This is a genomic window from Pelatocladus sp. (genome assembly GCF_059505505.1).
In genome coordinates, this window is sequence record NZ_JCACKS010000221.1 from 14,299 (window position 1) to 33,108 (window position 18,810).

An 18,810-nucleotide genomic window follows, 5' to 3' on the forward strand; every position below is an offset into this window, starting at 1 on the left:
AAGTCCAAAAATAAAAGAGAATAGGAGATGTTTTTACACATAATTTAGCATTGCTTTATTAATTAGATGTTTGTGAGCTTTTATTGTTAAATATAGAAAATACTGGAACATTAATAAAACTGATTAGCACAATTTTTAGGAACATCTACTTATTTAGAATGACTTATGAAATTGTGGTTAGAGGAGCAAAAATTGATAAGAATAACAGTTAGCATCGCTACACTTATGACATTTATAGCCTTTGCAACTGTTTCTTGTGCAAGGAGTAATGAGGTATTAGTAACAGAAATTGGTGTTAGTCCTCCCAAGACTCCAACATCAAAACCATCAAAAGCAGGAGACTTCTACACTCAGGGTCAATATAGACATATCAAAGGCGATGCTCAAGGTGCGATCGCAGCTTATACCGAAGCCATCAAACTTAATCCTAAGTATGCCGAAGCTTACAATGGGCGGGGACTTGTTCACTTTGATCTCGATGAGAAGCAAAAGGCGATCGCAGATTACAGCGAAGCAATTCGTCTATTTCTCAACTATGCCGAAGCCTACAATAACCGAGGTAATGCCCGTGCTGCAACAGGAGATATCAATGCAGCAATTTTAGATTATAACGAAGCCATTCGTATTGCTCCCAATTATGCCGAAGCCTACAATAACAGAGGTAACGCCTACGCCGCCTTGGGCAAAAGAAACGAAGCGATCGCAGATTACGATCAAGCTATTCGCCTCAATCCTAAATATGCTGTGGCCTATAATAACCGAGGTAACGCCCGTTCCGCCCAAGGTGATAAACAAGGCGCGATTAATGATTTCGACCAAGCTATTCGCTTAAATCCCAATTTTGCCGCCGCTTATAATAATCGTGGTAATACTCGCGCTGCAATTGGAGACAAACAAGGAGCAAGTTCTGATCTCAAACAAGCAGCAAGTATTTTTCAAAAACAAAAGAATACGGATTTATATCAACAAGTGATGCAAAATATCAACAATCTTCAGCGTTAGTCCACTTCTGTAGAATAATTATTTCCTAAGCGTTTAACAAATCATTATTATTATGAACCAAAATAAGCGTCAGGCTTACTGGCGTGCCAACACAGCTTTGATTAGAAATCTTCTGCTTATTTGGGCATTTGTATCAATTGGTTGCAGTATTCTGCTTGTGCAGCCATTGAACAATTTACGTATAGGTGGTTTACCTGTAGGCTTTTGGATGGCACAGCAAGGTTCAATTTATATCTTTGTAGTGTTAATTTTTGTCTACGCCGTGCAGATGGATAGACTTGATCGCCAATACGGTATCAAAAGGAGAGGCAAATAATGTCAGTTGAAGCTTGGACTACTTTATTTGTTATCCTTTCTTTTATTCTATATCTCTACATCGGTTGGCGAACCCGCGTTCAAGATAGCAAAGGCTTTTTTGTCGCCGATCACGGTGTTCCCGCTCTTGCTAATGGTGCAGCAACGGCGGCTGATTGGATGTCAGCCGCTTCGTTTATTTCTATGGCGGGGTTAATCTCTTTTTTGGGTTACGATGGTTCAATTTACTTGATGGGTTGGACTGGTGGTTATGTCTTATTGGCTTTGCTATTAGCCCCATATCTGCGGAAGTTTGGTAAATACACAGTTCCTGATTTTGTTGGCGATCGCTATTACTCTAACGTCGCCCGTGTAGTTGCAGTTATCGCGGCGATCTTTGTCTCAATGACTTACGTCGCTGGACAAATGCGCGGTGTCGGAATTGTATTTAGCCGCTTTTTGCAAGTAGACATCAGTACTGGTGTTGTGATTGGGATGGTAATCGTTGGCTTTTTCTCAGTGTTGGGAGGAATGAAAGGTATCACCTGGACTCAGGTAGCTCAATATTCTGTATTAATCATTGCTTACTTAATCCCTGCTATTGCGATTTCTTTACTACTGACTAAAAACCCCATCCCACAATTAGCCTTTGTCTTCAGTGATATTGTCCCAAAACTGAACCAAATCCAAGTTGACCTTGGTTTCCAAGAATATACGAAACCATTCGTAAATAAGTCAATGTTGGATGTTTTATTTACTACTGTTGCTTTAATGGTGGGAACTGCGGGACTGCCTCATGTAATTGTCAGATTTTATACTGTACCTGATGTAAGATCAGCCCGTTATTCTGCGGGTTGGGCGTTGTTAATGATTGCTTTGTTGTATACAACAGCACCAGCTTTGTCAACTTTTGCCCGCTATAACCTCATTGATAGCCTACACAACAAAACAATTGAGCAAATCCATCAGTTTGATTGGGCGAAAAAGTGGGAGAATACAAAGTTACTCACCTTTAAAGACAACAATAATAATGGGCGAATTGAGTTAACACCAGATAAAAAAACCAGTGAGATTAGCATTGATCCTGATATTATCGTGCTTTCCACGCCAGAAGTCGCAAAATTAGCACCTTGGGTAATTGCTTTGGTTGCAGTCGGTGGTTTGGCGGCGGCTTTATCTACAGCATCAGGACTATTGTTGGTAATATCTAGTGCAGTCGCTCATGATATTTATTACCGGATGATTAATCCTGGGGCCTCTGAATCCCGGCGAGTCATGGTTGGTAGAGTCATGGTTGGTTTTGCGATCGCGATCGCTGGTTATTTTGGCGTCAATCCACCTGGTTTTGTGGCTCAAGTTGTGGCGTTTGCTTTCGGTTTAGCGGCGGCTAGTTTTTTCCCAATCATTATTTTAGGAGTATTTGACAAGCGGACAAACAGGGAAGGAGCGATCGCTGGTATGGTGGTTGGCTTGTGCTTCACTATCTTTTATATAGTCGGGGTGAAATTCTACGGAATGCAACCTTGGTTTTTCGGAGTCTCTGCTGAAGGAATTGGGACTCTTGGTATGTTAATCAACTTTGTCGTCACTTGGAGCGTTTCTCGACTCACACCACCTCCACCACTAGAAGTCCAAGAAATGGTTGAGGTGTTAAGAACCCCTGGTGATGAACCACCAGCAATTGCAGAACTGGATGAAGATCATCTTGATTGAGATTTAGGGAACGGGGAACGGGGAATCCCCAATCCCCTTAAGCGATCGCAACTCTCAAAACAATATAAATTTTTTGAGAAGTTAGTAGGCTGAGTCGAACTAAAAAGATAAGTATTTGTTAAGCTGAAGTCACTCGTTCCAGGAGTAGTTTCAGCACGATGCATTGGTTATTGTCTGGCCCTTTAAGTGTAGAAAAATTAGCAGTTAACATAACAGATTTACCAGCATCATTACAAGGTACAAAGCTGGTGCAGATGTCAGACTTACATTATGATGGTCTGCGACTGTCGGAAAAAATGTTAGAACAAGCGATCGCCACGAGTAATGAAGCGGAACCGGATTTAGTTGTACTAACTGGTGATTATGTTACAGATGATCCAACTCCTATTCACCAACTAGTATTGCGACTCAAAAACTTACAAAGTCGCCTTGGAATCTATGCTGTACTCGGCAATCATGATATACGCTATTATCGTTCTCGCGATGCAAAAGCAGAAATCATAAATGCATTCACAAATATCGGAGTCAAAGTCCTTTGGAACGAAATTGCTTATCCTTTGGGAGAAGAACTACCTATAGTTGGACTGGCTGACTTTTGGTCACGAGAATTTAATCCTGCATCTGTGATGAATCAATTAGATTCCACAAAACCTTGTATTGTTTTATCACATAATCCCGATACTGCTGAATTTCTACAAAAATGGCGAGTAGATTTACAACTATCTGGTCATACTCATGGTGGTCAAATTATACTGCCAGGTGTTGGACCAATAGTAATTTACTATAAAAAACTTGTTTACAGAACCCACCCCAAAGTAAAGCGATGGATACCATTTTTGCGAGGTAATTATGTGAAAGTGATGCGACATTGGGAATGGGCAAAAGGATTTCACAAAGTGGGAAAAAATCAGTTATATGTCAACCGTGGTTTAGGAACTTATCCACCAGGACGCTTATTTTGTCCACCAGAAGTGACTGTTATTACTTTACAAAACTTAGTTTAAACATTTGGAATGCTCCCGCTAAAACTAAACTACCGCCAGTTATGACCGAACAACGTCACTAACTGGCGGTAGTTTATAAATATCCTTAATAAATTTATACGAGTCGAGATTCAGATCAAAATTACTCAAATAAAGTGGACAAACCTCGCAACTACATATCCTTCCGTCTAGAGCATCCTTCATCAATTCCAGCTAGGCAGGCATTCTTGGCTGTGCGTTCAAAAACCTCCAAAACAACTAAATGAACTCAAGGCGAAAACACATTTAAAGGATGCAATGACTCAGAATTTGTTGCGATGAGACTAGAGCCGGAGGCACAAACCCTAATCTAAGAAGCTGTGGTTGAAGTTTTTAACTGCTCTGTGCCTACTTTTTAAATTAGCATCACTTTTCTCAGCAAAAACTTTTATTTTACCAAATGTGATTCGTAGTAATTTTTCGCAATAATTGACTACAGATTTTGATATTATCAATAGTCTTTACATACATATAGCGCAATACGGTTGGTGTTATACCAATTCTTCGTGAAGCTGCTCCCGAATTTTACCCCTCCCCAACCCTCCCCTTGCGAAGGGGAGGGTGCGCGTGAGCGCGGGTGGGGTCTTTGTATGCGTCTTCATATTAAATTGACAATCGTTTGTACCAGACGCGAAATTTCGCGTCTGGTACAGACCAAATTTTTATACCAAAAATCCTTAACACCAAGCGTATTGACATATAGCATTCAGATCCCCGACAACTCATGCGAAGTCCAGGATCTTGGAGTGAAACTTATGGAGAGGCAAGATTCAAGAACATGATCACCTTAAGCGTACGACGGCTAATTTTCCAGCGCCCGTTTTGATCGAAATGTCCGCTAACAAGTCATTACTGATAATAAATAGCTAAAGTTAAAAAAGACAGTTGTTTATAAAATTCTTTGTGTTCTCTGTGTCCTCTGTGGTTCGTTAATCAAACATGACTTCAATATTGCCCTTACCAGATCCTCATCAAAGTAATGTATCTAATTGGGAAAAAGAATTAGATAATGCTATTTTTAGCTTTGAAGATATTCAGGCAGAACTGAACTACAAACAAGCACAAACAGCGCTGCGGAATTTAGTAGCGAATCTAGACCTTTCTCCTGAAGAACAAGCAGGACTGGAAACAGAAATTAATGATCTTGAAACCATGCTAGGCAAATTAGACAGCATGGTAGTACATATAGCTGCTTTTGGGATGGTTGGGCGGGGTAAGTCTTCTTTACTGAATGCTTTGGTAGGTCAAACTGTATTTGAAACCGGGCCTTTGCACGGTGTGACTCGTAACGCCCAACGAGTAAATTGGACTATCACCACTGAAGCAATTGGGGAGACAGAACACGCTTTGCGAGTTACCCTCTCTGGAAGTGGCCAATCGCGAGTAGAATTGATTGACACACCAGGATTAGACGAAGTTGATGGTGATACCCGCGCTATTTTGGCGGAACAGATCGCAAAACAAGCAGATTTGATTTTGTTTGTGATTTCTGGTGATATGACCAAAGTTGAACACGAAGCCCTTTCACAGTTGCGGGAAGCGGGTAAACCGATGTTGCTGGTATTTAACAAAGTCGATCAGTATCCAGAAGCAGACCGGATGGCAATTTACCATAAAATTCGTGATGAACGAGTACGGGAATTACTTTCGCCAGATGAAATTGTCATGTCAGCAGCATCACCACTAGTACGGACGGTAGTTCGCCGCCCTGACGGTAGCAGGGGTATGCAAATGCGTCAAGGTAATGCTCAAGTAGAAGAGTTGAAGCTGAAAATTTTGGAAATTTTGCAGCGCGAAGGTAAAGCTTTGGTTGCTCTTAATTCGATGCTGTATGCTGACAATGTGAATGAACAATTGGTGCAGCGTAAATTGATGATTCGGGAAAATGCTGCGAATCAATTGATTTGGAAAGCAGTGATGACAAAAGCAGCTGCGATCGCCCTTAATCCTTTAACAGTAGTTGATATTCTCAGTGGTGCAGCGATTGATGTTGCTTTGATTTTAGGTTTATCTAAACTCTACAGTATTCCGATGAACGAATCAGGAGCTGTAAAGTTACTCAAAACAATAGCTTTAAGTATGGGTGGTATTGCTGCAAGTGAATTATTGGCAAATCTCGGTTTAAGTTCACTCAAAACCTTACTGGGTATCTCTGCACCCGCCACAGGTGGCGCATCTTTTGCACCTTATATATCCGTAGCACTGACACAAGCAGGTGTCGCTGGTGTTTCTTCCTATGGAATTGGACAAGTTACCAAAGCTTATTTGGTGAATGGCGCAACCTGGGGACCAGATGGACCGAAGGTGGTGATTAATAAAATTTTGGCAACACTTGATGAGGGTTCGATTTTAAATCGAATTAAGGAAGAATTGCGGGCAAAAATTAAGCGAGTTTAAGTTTATGCTTGATGTACTTGACCAACGAAGCTTTTAAATATCTGTTTGAGGACACCAGAGGGCGAGAGCAATGGAGATGCGATCGCCTTTCTCTATTAATATTTCATCTCATTCAATGGGACATGTGAAGAATTTATCTCATATTTTTGATGAGATTTACTTATCAAAGAAAATTTTATTTTTGTGATGTATAAAATTTGAATTTTAATTGGCAATTATCAGCCTACGCATAAGCCATTTGACTTATGCATAATAACATCATGGTTTAACTTTATATCAGCTAAATTTAGGTATTTCAATATCCGGATTTGTTTTATAAATTTTGTAGAGAATGAATACAGAACAATCCATATGCTAAAAATCATCAAGAATAGGTTATCAGTTTATGAAAAATAGTATGATTTGAATTGTGTTAATTTTAAAGCCAGTATTTTTAACATAAAAAGATAGTTTGTTTTTTCACTTTTTGAACAAGTATTACTAATATGATTGGATAAAAAAGATCAGGAACAGGTATAAAAAGCATAGATGATGCAAAACTTAAATATTCATTATCAATCTGCTAAAAAGCCTTACAGATAGTATCCAAAGCTATTTTTGTCTAAATACAACAAAATATAAAGACAAGAAAAATGATACAAAAATACTGTTTAAAAAAACACAATAGATAAAACAGTCAATATGATCTATTTATTACATGATCTTCTGTAACTAATCATCACACTTGAGATGAATATCAAAAAATGCAGTTGTTAATCTTGAATTAACTATTTTTTGAAACAATGAACACCAAGTATAGATAAGAGAAATAACAATGCTATTTGATCCTTCTAGTGAACGTGGTAGTGGTAGATAAACAAATAGCCCTCAGCTACCAAGATAGTGTTTGAAAACAGCTAAAATTTCTGCATTCATAACAAAATTATGGGAAGTAATCTCAACTTGACGATTTCCTTGATCTTCATGACTCAAATGCAGACTAAGATAACTATGTGGCTGATAGGACATTCTGTCCGCCCATTCGATCGCCACTATTCCCGGCGCAACTTCAAAACCTTCCCAATAGGTTTCTAAGTTTAAAGTTACTACTTCTTGCGGTTCAAGGCGATACAAATCCAAATGGTAGAGAGGAAGCCGCCCTGTGGTATATTCATTAATCAGAGTAAAAGTGGGACTGACAATCGGTTCGGTGATACCCAAACCTTCACCAATACCTTGTACCAAAGTCGTTTTCCCAGCACCCAAATCACCTTCCAACAAAATGACACTATTAGCACTCAAGTATTTACCGAGAGTGACACCAAGCGATCGCGTCGCCTCTGCACCAGTGAGAAAAATTTTCATAGCTGATATCATGTCCGCTTGAACACTTAATATTATCCGTTAAGGTCGGTAATGAGTAATTGATAATTGGGTTATTACCAAAAATGTACCAGACGCGAAATTACCCTGCGGGATCTTGCTGCGCGTCTGGTACAAAGATTTCGGGTAACGCATAATTAATTTCTGGAGATGTCTGTTACTTTGACATTTTCGATCACCATAAATATTCTGCTGTTACTTTTTCATGCGAACATTAATTATTGATAACTATGACTCTTATACCTTTAATCTGTACCAAATGATTGGGGAGGTAAATGGAGAATTGCCTCTGGTGATTCGTAATGATCAGCTTAACTGGGATGAAATTAAAGAGATTGCATTTGACAATATTGTGATTTCTCCAGGGCCTGGTCGTCCAGAAAAATCAGCAGATTTTGGAGTTTGCCAACAAATAATTGAAAACGTGAATATCCCCTTACTGGGAGTTTGTCTGGGACATCAAGGACTTGGCTATTTACATGGTGGTAGGGTGATTCATGCTCCGGAAGTTCGACATGGTAGAATCAGTAAAATATTTCACAATGGTTCTGAATTGTTTCAAGGCATTCCCAATCAGTTTTCAGTGGTACGTTATCACTCTTTGTTAGTTGCTGATGAACTACCTGAATGTTTAGAAAAGATTGCTTGGACTGAAGCAGGACTGGTGATGGGATTGCATCATCGGTATTTACCTTTTTGGGGTGTGCAGTTTCACCCAGAGTCTATCTGCACAGAATATGGGCAAAAATTGCTCGAAAACTTTAGAGATATAACGCTGCGATTTAAAGATCAACTGTTACAAAGTTCAGCAAAGAAGTATTTTACAAAATATAGATCTGTTAGTTCTGCTATAAATCATCCTGACCAAAAACAGTCCAAGAAGTTTCAATACGATTCGGATAAGACAAATCGATCTACATTAAACCCACCAGAGACGCGATATATCGCGTCTCTACAATCCCAAAATTATAACGAAAAATCCTTAACCGAACCTTATTGCGAGAAGTTTGAACTATATACACGCAAGTTAAATATCTGCCCAGATACAGAAAAAATATTTATACATATTTTTCGGGATGCACCAAATGCCTTTTGGTTAGATAGTAGCCCTGTGGAACCCGGTTTATCTCGCTTTTCGTTTATGGGTGATGGGAGTGGGGCAAACAGTTTATTAGTACGATATTATACTCATGACCAAGAACTCACGATCGCCCAATCAGGTACGGTAATCCGTCGTAGCGAAAGTATTTTTAAATATCTCAAGCGAGAACTAGATTATCGGCGTTGTCAATCGGATGAACTACCTTTTGATTTTAACTGTGGGTTTATTGGCTATTTTGGCTATGAACTTAAGGTAGAGTGCGGATCGCAATTAGTGCATTCTTCTGTTTTACCTGATGCTATTTTTTTACTTGCCGATCGCATGATTGCGATCGATCATCAACAACAGTGTCTTTATTTGCTGCAACTAGTCAAAAAAGGACAAACACAAGAGGTAGAAACGGCAAAAACTTGGTTTGACACTATCCAACAACAACTCGAAACCCTTGCTCCTCTCCCAAAGATTGTACACCAGAGAAATCAACAGCCAATTAAGTTTCATTTGCATCGCACTCACCAAACTTACATTCAAGATATTCATCAATGCTTAGACGAAATTCATGAAGGAGAAACTTATCAAGTTTGTCTGACGAATCAGCTTCACACCGATGCGACTCCTGATCCATTGACTTTCTATCGCACATTACGTCAAATCAATCCTGCTCCCTACTCTGCATTTTTGCATTTTGGTGATCTTGCGATCGCCTGCTCATCTCCAGAACGGTTTTTAAAGATTGATCGAAAAAAATGGATAGAAACTAAGCCCATAAAAGGAACGCTACCGCGAGGAAAAACCCCAGAAGAAGATTTTATCCTGCGCGAAAAATTACGCAACAGCGAAAAAGACCGGGCGGAAAATCTCATGATTGTGGATTTGTTACGCAATGATTTGGGACGAGTCTGTGAAGTTGGTAGTGTCCACGTACCAAAATTAATGGATGTAGAAACCTATGCAACACTACATCAGTTGGTAACAACAGTACGGGGGCGGTTACGATCAGACTTACAAGCGGTGGATTGCATTCAGGCCTCATTTCCAGGAGGATCGATGACTGGCGCGCCCAAAATCCGCACCATACAAATTATTGATCGCTTAGAACAAGAGGCGCGAGGAGTGTATTCCGGAGCGATCGGCTTTTTGGGTTTGAATGGTTCGGCTGATTTGAATATTGTCATTCGGACTGCTGTTTTGACTCCTGATCAAACCTCTATCGGTATCGGTGGCGCAATTATAGCACTTTCTAATCCTGAGATGGAGTTTCAGGAAACGCTACTCAAAGCGAAAGCTTTAATCCAAGCTATGGTACTGACGATGCAGGGAACGTCTGAGCCAGATATGTATTCCATTCTAGGATTAGAAACAACAACTGCTGATATTTATGAAAAATTAATTGCATAAATCAAGAGCTAAAAAGAGGTAAGCGCCTTTGGTTTAGGATTTACCCTGATGGCTGTTATGATCATTTGCTGTGTTGCGCTCCACTGTACCACCGCAATAACACCTTTGCTAGTCGTTGGGGGTCGTGACGCACACAACCTGTTTCATCTTCGTACATGACGTTAGCTAAAACAATCCTTCGCCCTAATTTGGTGACATCTTCGCGATCTAAAAAGACGGGATGGGACTGTTGTTGTGCATAACGTATGAGGGCGCGTTCTGAAGGAGATTTCTTGTGTACCAGCACAGCATTAAATAAACGTTGACCATCGCAAGCAGCATCAATTGCGCGAATATGATCAGCAACACTAAATCCTTGGGTTTCGCCTGGTTGAGTCATAATGTTGCAGACATAAATGCAGGGTGCTTCAGAAGCTGCGATCGCATCGGCAATTTCTGGTACTAACAGATTAGGAATGACGCTAGTATACAGACTACCAGGCCCCATAATTATATAGTTAGCTTCCTTAATAGCCTTAATTGCTGCGGGCAAAGCAGGAGGATTTTCAGGGAGACAGCCAATCTTAACAATATTACCTCCAGCTTCGGTAATTTTAGACTCTCCTTCTATGCGACGACCATCAGCTAACTCAGCCCACAGACGCACATCACTCAGAGTCGCTGGTAAAACTTGTCCCCGGATAGCAAGTACCTTAGAACTAGCAGCAACAGCTCGTTCCAAATCTCCGGTAATTTCACTCATCGCAGTTAAGAACAAATTACCAAAACTGTGACCAGTCAAACCATCGCCGACTTGAAAACGATATTGAAATAGTTCTGTAAGTAATTTTTCTTCATCCGCCAGTGCTGCTAAACAATTGCGAATATCTCCAGGTGGTAAAACCCCAAATTCCCGACGCAAGCGCCCGGAAGATCCGCCATCATCAGCGACAGTAACAATAGCAGTAATATTAGCGCTGTAACGCTTGAGTCCTCTGAGTAATGTAGAAAGTCCGGTTCCACCACCAATTACAACTATTTTCGGCCCTCGATACAATCGGCGATGGGCCAGCAGCATATCTACTAATTCTTCTTCATTATCAGATCGTAGCGCTTCAGCAATTGAGCCTACTGTACGAGTTTGTCCCCAAAGTAGCAACAATAAACCACCCAGCAGAACTAAAGGCCCACTGATATAGTTGGGTATAACTTCGGCGATTGTTCCTAAAAAACCCCTCACTAACTCTAGCGCCCAGAAAATCGGCGTTAATTTAATCCAAATTGCCAAACCCAGCGATGCGAGTAATACACCTCCAATACTAATTAAAAACCAACGTTTCACCGAGAGTCCTGGTGATAACCATTTGAACCACTGATTAACTCGGTGGGGAGTGCGACTGCGCGACTGCTTTTGCAAAGTTTTAAGGGCTTGTCTTAAAAAACCAAGTGACATACCTAAAAAGGAGCGATAGTAAAAACTAAATAATTAACAGAAAATTTACAACTACCTGGTCAATATCCCAAATGTGGGATTATCACATTTTTGATCACAAAAAAGAGTGTAGTACCGTTTCACAATTAGTCTGATAAATTTGGTGGGGGACAAGGGAAGGGGGACAAAAAATACAAGAAGGACAAGGGGGAAAGAATAAAACTACACTTTTCCCGCCTTTAATTTTTGATCTTTGACTTTTAACCTTTACCCAAGCGTATTGCCTACACTCTTAGTAGATCGAAAGCACCCTGTCAAAGTTGCCAATCTGCGCCTGAACACAAAATTTTGGTTGAGTTGATTAAAAATTCATGGAAAAGAGAATTTTAGGATTAGATCCAGGATTAGCAAAGTTGGGATTTGGAACAATTATCCACAAATCAAACCAACCTCAGCAGCAAGATATCTCAGTAGATATGCTAGATTTCGGTGTTATTAGTACAGAGGCTGGTACAGAAATGGGACAAAGGCTACGCACATTGTACGAAGATTTACACACTTTGATAAAGGATTTACAACCCGATTTAGTAGCAATTGAAAAATTATTTTTCTATCGCATGGGCAATACTATCCTAGTTGCTCAAGCACGGGGTGTCATCATGTTAGTTCTAGCCCAGTACAATCTTCCGTACTTAGAATTTACCCCAGCTCAAATTAAACAAGCATTAACCGGATATGGCAATGCAGAAAAATATGAAGTTCAACAAGCCGTAGCGCGTGAATTAAATTTAGATTATATCCCTCATCCAGATGATGCCGCAGATGCTTTGGCTGTTGCTTTGACAGCTTTGTTTCAGTATTTATAATGTATAAAAAATCAAGGGGACTTGATCACTGTACAACAGACATAAAAAAGCCGCAAAACAAGTGTTTTACGACTTTTAATGTGGTGTGAGGAGCTTAACTACATCCCATCATAACGATGATTCACCAATCTCAACGCATTCGTAACAGTTTTTGTAACAAGATTTTTGTGATTAGTTAGTGGTTGTTAACGATCGCTTACTCTACCTATCTTCTAATATCTACACCAAAGAACCGCCACAGCTAGAACCACACCCAGCAGTACAACCGTAGCAATAAGCTGCTGTTTGGATTTCATCAATCAAATCTAAGCTACCAACTGCTAGTAATTTGGCGAGCGCCAGATTTTCACCATCGTGAGTTTTTGCAGGTAAATTCATCATCTGGTTGAAGTCGCAATCATACACATTACCGAGATAATCAACAGACAGTTGATCACGGCACATCAAATTTTCTACAGTGTTGGGGTTGAAATTTGACTCTAAAAACTGCAAATAAGGCGCGTATAATTTCTTGCGTTCTAAATGTAGTTTAGTTCTACCTACTGGTAGGTTAGTAATAGTGAAAAGATTGTTAAATATAATCCCAAATTTTTCTTGTAAAAACACTTTGTAATCTTTTTCTAGTTTGACTTGATCTGGAGTTAAGGAAAATTTTTCGCTGGAAGCTAATTGAGGATTATACACTAAATCTAAAATCAAACTTGGTTCTTTGCCATAACCAAGCTTATTCAGCCATTGCAGCGCTTTGATAGAACTATCATACACACCATTACCACGCATTTTATCAACATTATCTGCTAAATAGCAGGGTAAAGAAGCAACCACTCTTACTTGATTTTGAGCAAAATATTCTGGTAAATCACCAAATCTATCTTCAAAATAAATAGTTAAATTAGACCTAACTATCACCTCTTTTTTGGCTAATTTTGCTGCTTTAACTAATGGCTTAAATCCATAATTCATTTCTGGCGCACCCCCTGTCAAATCGACAATTTTAATCTGGGAAAATGTGCGAATAACTTCAATCAATTGTTGGCAGATTTCGGGAGAAAGTTCTTCTGTACGTTTTGGCCCTGCTTCTACATGACAATGACTACAAGCCAGGTTGCAGCGCTTTCCTAAGTTAATTTGTAAAACGGTAATTTGTTGTTTTGTTAAAGGTGAATAAAGTTTATGTTTGAAAGGTGTTATGGATGTTTGAATCATAATTAGACTTATCTTGAAAATAGGGATTGGAAATTGGAGAGCGAAGATACACTCGCGTTCGAGGAAGAGATTTTCATGCTTGGTTGTGGGATTTTCTGATGAGTCAAGTTTTCGACTCGTAAATCAGGTTTTCAACTCGTAAATCAGGTTTTCAACTCGTAAATCAAGTTTTCAACTCGTAAATCAGGTTTTCGACTCGTAAATCAAGTTTTCGACTCGTAAATCAAGTTTTCAACTCGTAAATCAAGTTTTCGACTCGTAAATCAGGTTTTCGACTCGTAAATCAAGTTTTCGACTCGTAAATCAGGTTTTCGACTCGTAAATCAAGTTTTTGATTTTCCTGTAAGAGTTTAAACCCTTATACCAATTTCCTGTGAAGCTGCACATTATTTTGACCCCTCCCAACCTCCCACCCCCTTTCATCCCCAGGGCTGTTTCATTCGTAATGGTAAGGATTTTGTCAAGAGTTATGAGCTAAAAATTTGAGGAGTTGGTGAGCAAAAAATGAGCGCTTGAACTTCCTATTATTTAACAGCAACCACCGCCATCATAATGCCATGTGGAATCAGTAAGAATTATTTCGTCTGCCATAGAAGCAGCAAAATTAGCGGCAGTTTTATCACATACTACTGCTGGAAGACCACGTTGTAAAATATGACCTGCACCATCATCAAAAAATTGTTCTGAACCTGCATAAATTGCTGTTTTGCCAGTAAAAATACAAGCCCCATCTTCAGGAATAGGCACTTTGAAAGATACTGAATCAAGACTTTCTAAAAGTAATGGTTCTGACAAATTATAAGTTTGACAATCTAACAAACGATAAGGGCGACGACTGCGAATTTCTACTTGACCAAAACCAGCATTGATGATGCGTTCAATATATTCTGCATAAGTGAGAGCGCCAGATAAACACATCGCCCGTAAACGCTCATCTTGTTGTAAATGTGCTGGTATAGGAACAGTCGCAATCGGATCACTCATCTGCAAACGTCCACCTGGTTTTAGTACCCGATATGCTTCTTGCAAGGCGCGGGTTAAATCTTCTGGTTCAAAAATATTAAAAAGGCAATTTTGAGCTACAACATTTACAGAAGCATCATCAACAGGTAAATTAAAAGCATCCCCAGCACGAATATCTACGAAGCTAGGATCAAACCAAGGGTTTTCTGTAGCTGCAATTTCCAGGTTACGTGTAGCAGCTTGGCGCATCTCTGCAACCGGATCAACAGCAATCACAGCACCAGAACGTCGGGAAAAATAGGCAAATTGTAAGGCTTCTAAGCCTCCACCAACACCGACATACAGTACATTAGGCTGGTTTGCCAGTTCTGTTGCATGAACAGTTGTACCACAACCATAATTCATTTCCTGCATTGGTTGAGGAATTTTTAATCCAGGTAGTTGTAGAGGTGTACTTTGCACACAACAAAGTCCTACTTCCGGTGTTTGGGCAACTTGACTGTAAAATTGTGCTGCGGTTTCAAGATAAGTCATTATTTTGGATGATCTCAAGTGTGTGTTAGGTTTAGAACCAGCCTTGTGATCCTAATATATTTGAAACTCTATTTGATGAGTTTTTGCTGAGATTAATGTTGCTTTGCGGAACATTTTTACTTAGATTTCTGTCATCACTGATTTGTCTTGTCAATTTTATTTTGATTTTGATGAGTTCGTTGTCAGCACTTTAGTGCTTGAATTGATTAAGGCTTTAGCCCTAACTACAAATTTAATTTCATTTAATTTAACAACATTGTTGATACTTGAATCTTTTTTTACTGAGTGTTTTGTGTAAATGCTACAATCCTCCTAAATTAAAATTGGGATACTTCAATGCCAGTTGCAGCTAAATCAATTAAGTTTGGTACCGATGGCTGGCGCGGCGTGATTGGCGATGATTTCACTTTTGAACGTCTAGCCCTAGTTGCGCCAGTTGCCGCAAAAGTACTATTCAATACCTACGGTAAAAAAGTCGGCGATCGCACAATTGTAGTCGGTTATGATCGCCGCTTTATGGCAGAAAACTTTGCCCAAAAAGTTGCTGATGTTGTCTCAGCAGCAGGGTTTGATGTTTTGTTTAGCGAAACCTTTGCACCAACGCCAGCTTTTAGCTGGGCTGCAAAGCAACACAATGCTTTGGGAGCGCTAGTGATTACTGCTAGTCACAATCCAGGACAATATTTGGGATTAAAAGTTAAAAGTGCTTTCGGTGGTTCTGTACCGCCAGAAGTAACCCAAGAAATAGAAGCGCTTTTAGAAGAGGAAGTACCAGTTGCCTCTACTCCAGGTAAGATAAAGCAATTCAATCCCTGGGAAAGCTATTGTCAAGAGCTAGAAAGTAAAGTTGATATAGGCAAAATTCGTGAAGCTATAGCCTCTGGAAAGCTGACAGTATTTGCTGATGTGATGCATGGTGCTGCTGCTGGTGGACTAGGAAAACTATTAGGCGATGCAGTTAAGGAAATCAATAGCGATCGCGATCCGACTTTTGAAGGTGGAGCGCCAGAACCTTTACCTAAATACCTTTCCCGTCTGTTCGGGGTAATGAAAACACACCGAGAACACAACCCTACAGGTTTAACAGTGGCGTTGGTGTTTGATGGTGACTGCGATCGCATCGCAGCTGTAGACGGTGCAGGCAATTTTTTGAGTTCGCAAATTCTCGTCCCAATTTTAATTGACCACTTGACCCTGCGACGCAATTTCACAGGAGAAATAGTCAAAACCGTGAGTGGTTCTGATTTAATTCCTCGTGTCGCAGCATTGCACAAACTGTCAGTATTTGAAACACCTGTTGGTTATAAGTACATTGCAGACAGAATGCTAGCAGCCCAAGTGTTACTGGGTGGGGAAGAATCAGGAGGAATAGGTTACGGTAGCCATATTCCCGAACGTGATGCACTATTATCAGCATTATATGTACTCGAAGCGATCGTCGAATCAGGCTTAGATTTAAGCGATTATTACCGTCAATTGCAACAACAAACAGGCTTTAGTTCTGCATACGATCGCATTGACTTACCCCTAGGAAGTATGGAAGTGCGGAGTCGTCTTTTACAACAATTGCAAACAGAACCATTAAAAGAAATCGCTGGAAAAACAGTCACAAATTGCCAAACAATAGATGGTTATAAATTCCGCCTAGCTGATGATAGTTGGTTGATGATTCGTTTTAGTGGTACAGAACCAGTTTTACGCCTCTACTGCGAAGCTTCAACCCTCGAACAAGTACATCAAACCTTAGCTTGGGCAAAACATTGGGCAGAATAATATTTAGTCATTTGTTATTTGTCTTTTGTTCTGCTCTCTGGAAAGGAAAGCTAAGTAAAGATACGATACCTCTATAATCTTCAGCCTCATGACCAATGACCAATGACTAAATTACTCGTAGTAGCCACAGGAAACCCAGGTAAATTGCGGGAAATGCAAGCTTACCTATCTAATTCTGGTTGGGAATTAAAACTCAAACCAGAAGAATTGGAAATTGAGGAAACAGGTGAGACATTTGCTGCTAACGCCTGTCTGAAAGCATCACAGGTTGCAAAAGTAACAGGTAACTGGGCGATCGCAGATGATTCTGGTTTAGAAGTAGATGTTCTCAACGGTGTACCAGGTGTGTATTCTGCCCGTTATGGCAAAACCGATGCTGAACGCATTGCTAGATTATTACGAGAGTTAGGTGACCAGGTGCAGCGCCAAGCTCAATTTGTGTGTGCAGTGGCGATCGCTCGTCCTGATGGTGCGATCGCTTTACAATCAGAAGGTATTTGTCGTGGTGAAATTCTCTATAGTCCTAGTGGCGATGGTGGTTTCGGCTATGACCCGATTTTTTACGTCCCTCAAATGCAAAAGACCTTTGCTGAGATGACACCAGAGATGAAGCGTAGTATCAGCCATCGCGGCAAGGCTTTTGCAAGCTTACTTCAAAAATTGCCGTATTTACAAGCATAGCTGGTAGGTGTTAGTTGTTAGTTGTTAACCACTAACCACCAACAACTAACAAAACTTAGACTGCTTCTGTATTCTTTTCTCCAGTTCTGATCCGCACAACTTGTTCAACTGGCGAGATAAATATTTTACCATCGCCGATTTCACCTGTCCGGGCAGCAGCGATAATTTTATCTACAACCATATCTACCTGGTTATCTTCTACGACAATTTCTAGTTTGAGTTTTTGCAAAAACTCCACCGTATACTCCGAACCGCGATAGCGTTCTGTTTGCCCTTTTTGTCGCCCAAATCCTCGAACTTCAGAAACGGTCATGCCAACTATACCAGCATTGACCAAAGCAATTTTCACTTCATCAAGCTTAAATGGACGAATAATAGCTTCTACTTTCCTCATTAGTTTCGCTCCTGCTTTTTAGTAGCTTCTATCTATATAACCAGATCCTTTGTCCAAAGCTTTAACTGATAACGCAACCCATAATTGTCAAAAAGTGTCGATACATACAAAATACTGAATATAATGTCCGCTTGAATACATATATTATCCACCAGTGTCGGTAATTGGTAATGGGTAATTGGCAAAGTTCCATATTAATTTATCACTATTTTGTAGCTTATGTAACAGAAGTAAATTCTTGTTCGCTAGATGTAAAAGGATTTGAGCGTTGGAATGTCCTGTTTCCAATTCCATATTTTGGGAACTTGGCAACTGTTATTTTAGTCCATGCCTTAAACTTGGCTTCATTTATAGATGAGTATTTCATTATGTTTGGTGGTGTGCGTTCACTAAGTGACTCTTCTGGAGTATCGCTCAAAGTTGGATTTAATTCCCAGTAATTTTTACTAAAAAAGTGGACTTGCAAACATAAATCACAAAAAACAAATAAACTCATAACCACTTTTCGGTAATCTTGGGGTTATCAGATCACACAACTTTATATAGAATTTACGGAACACTAACCATACAAATGTGAGAATACTATCTATTCTGCTTTCGTTAATCCCCAAAATTGTTGAGTAATGAACAGAAAATTAGCTCTCTTTTTGCTTTCTAGCCCCGCACTGTTTGCGTCTATGCTGTCTATGGTG

At 39.9% G+C, this 18,810-nt stretch carries 15 protein-coding genes; 10 read left to right on the forward strand and 5 right to left on the reverse strand.

Annotated elements, in window-relative coordinates; all coding sequences use genetic code 11:
* Positions 1-165: 165 nt before the first annotated feature.
* The 5 genes from AC5JMK_RS20355 to AC5JMK_RS20375 all read left to right on the forward strand — a co-directional run bounded on the left by AC5JMK_RS20355 (position 166) and on the right by AC5JMK_RS20375 (position 6,428).
* Positions 166-1,002, forward strand: coding sequence for a tetratricopeptide repeat protein (locus AC5JMK_RS20355; RefSeq protein ID WP_096677608.1), 837 nt, complete (start codon positions 166-168; stop codon positions 1,000-1,002).
* Positions 1,003-1,054: 52 nt separating this feature from the next.
* Complete coding sequence (locus AC5JMK_RS20360; protein WP_096677607.1) at positions 1,055-1,318, forward strand: DUF4212 domain-containing protein; 264 nt, start codon at positions 1,055-1,057, stop codon at positions 1,316-1,318.
* The gene (locus tag AC5JMK_RS20365; RefSeq protein ID WP_096677606.1) at positions 1,318-3,009 is read left to right on the forward strand and encodes a sodium:solute symporter family protein; all 1,692 of its coding nucleotides are present in this window, start codon (positions 1,318-1,320) and stop codon (positions 3,007-3,009) included. The genes AC5JMK_RS20360 and AC5JMK_RS20365 overlap by 1 nt, the downstream gene beginning before the upstream one ends.
* 158 nt (positions 3,010-3,167) lie before the next feature.
* Complete coding sequence (locus tag AC5JMK_RS20370) at positions 3,168-4,013, forward strand: metallophosphoesterase (RefSeq protein WP_096677605.1); 846 nt, start codon at positions 3,168-3,170, stop codon at positions 4,011-4,013.
* A gap of 957 nt (positions 4,014-4,970) precedes the next feature.
* Positions 4,971-6,428 carry a GTP-binding protein gene (locus AC5JMK_RS20375; protein ID WP_495910900.1) on the forward strand — a complete coding sequence of 486 codons (1,458 nt, stop codon included), beginning with the start codon at positions 4,971-4,973 and terminating at the stop codon, positions 6,426-6,428.
* Between the two features lie 867 nt (positions 6,429-7,295).
* On the opposite strand, the gene tsaE is transcribed toward AC5JMK_RS20375, so the two are convergent.
* The gene (gene tsaE / locus AC5JMK_RS20380) at positions 7,296-7,772 is read right to left on the reverse strand and encodes a tRNA (adenosine(37)-N6)-threonylcarbamoyltransferase complex ATPase subunit type 1 TsaE (RefSeq protein WP_495910901.1); all 477 of its coding nucleotides are present in this window, start codon (positions 7,770-7,772) and stop codon (positions 7,296-7,298) included.
* Between the two features lie 223 nt (positions 7,773-7,995).
* On the opposite strand from tsaE, the gene pabB reads away from it, so the two are divergent.
* A complete protein-coding gene (pabB, locus tag AC5JMK_RS20385; RefSeq protein ID WP_495910902.1) occupies positions 7,996-10,290 on the forward strand; it encodes an aminodeoxychorismate synthase component I in 2,295 nt (764 codons plus the stop codon).
* A 61-nt stretch (positions 10,291-10,351) separates the two neighbouring features.
* Here pabB and AC5JMK_RS20390 read toward each other — a convergent pair whose 3' ends face one another.
* Positions 10,352-11,722 (reverse strand): gluconeogenesis factor YvcK family protein, encoded by a 1,371-nt coding sequence (locus AC5JMK_RS20390; protein WP_096677602.1) that lies wholly within the window; start codon positions 11,720-11,722, stop codon positions 10,352-10,354.
* A 350-nt stretch (positions 11,723-12,072) separates the two neighbouring features.
* Between AC5JMK_RS20390 and ruvC the strand changes: the two genes are divergently transcribed.
* Positions 12,073-12,567, forward strand: coding sequence for a crossover junction endodeoxyribonuclease RuvC (gene ruvC, locus AC5JMK_RS20395; protein WP_096677601.1), 495 nt, complete (start codon positions 12,073-12,075; stop codon positions 12,565-12,567).
* Between the two features lie 219 nt (positions 12,568-12,786).
* On the opposite strand, the gene arsS is transcribed toward ruvC, so the two are convergent.
* Together arsS and arsM are read right to left on the reverse strand one after the other, a co-directional pair.
* Positions 12,787-13,773, reverse strand: coding sequence for an arsenosugar biosynthesis radical SAM (seleno)protein ArsS (gene arsS / locus AC5JMK_RS20400; RefSeq protein ID WP_495910903.1), 987 nt, complete (start codon positions 13,771-13,773; stop codon positions 12,787-12,789).
* A 528-nt stretch (positions 13,774-14,301) separates the two neighbouring features.
* A complete protein-coding gene (gene arsM, locus AC5JMK_RS20405; RefSeq protein ID WP_096677599.1) occupies positions 14,302-15,270 on the reverse strand; it encodes an arsenosugar biosynthesis arsenite methyltransferase ArsM in 969 nt (322 codons plus the stop codon).
* A 336-nt stretch (positions 15,271-15,606) separates the two neighbouring features.
* Here arsM and AC5JMK_RS20410 point away from each other — a divergent pair, with 336 nt between their 5' ends.
* Positions 15,607-17,043, forward strand: coding sequence for a phosphoglucomutase/phosphomannomutase family protein (locus AC5JMK_RS20410; protein ID WP_096677598.1), 1,437 nt, complete (start codon positions 15,607-15,609; stop codon positions 17,041-17,043).
* 102 nt (positions 17,044-17,145) lie between these two features.
* Entirely contained in the window at positions 17,146-17,724 is a 579-nt protein-coding gene (gene rdgB / locus AC5JMK_RS20415; RefSeq protein ID WP_096677597.1) for an RdgB/HAM1 family non-canonical purine NTP pyrophosphatase, read from the forward strand.
* A gap of 55 nt (positions 17,725-17,779) precedes the next feature.
* On the opposite strand, the gene AC5JMK_RS20420 is transcribed toward rdgB, so the two are convergent.
* The gene (locus AC5JMK_RS20420; protein ID WP_016858596.1) at positions 17,780-18,118 is read right to left on the reverse strand and encodes a P-II family nitrogen regulator; all 339 of its coding nucleotides are present in this window, start codon (positions 18,116-18,118) and stop codon (positions 17,780-17,782) included.
* A gap of 170 nt (positions 18,119-18,288) precedes the next feature.
* Between AC5JMK_RS20420 and AC5JMK_RS20425 the strand changes: the two genes are divergently transcribed.
* A complete protein-coding gene (locus AC5JMK_RS20425; protein ID WP_495910904.1) occupies positions 18,289-18,558 on the forward strand; it encodes a hypothetical protein in 270 nt (89 codons plus the stop codon).
* The last annotated feature ends 252 nt before the right edge of the window (positions 18,559-18,810 follow it).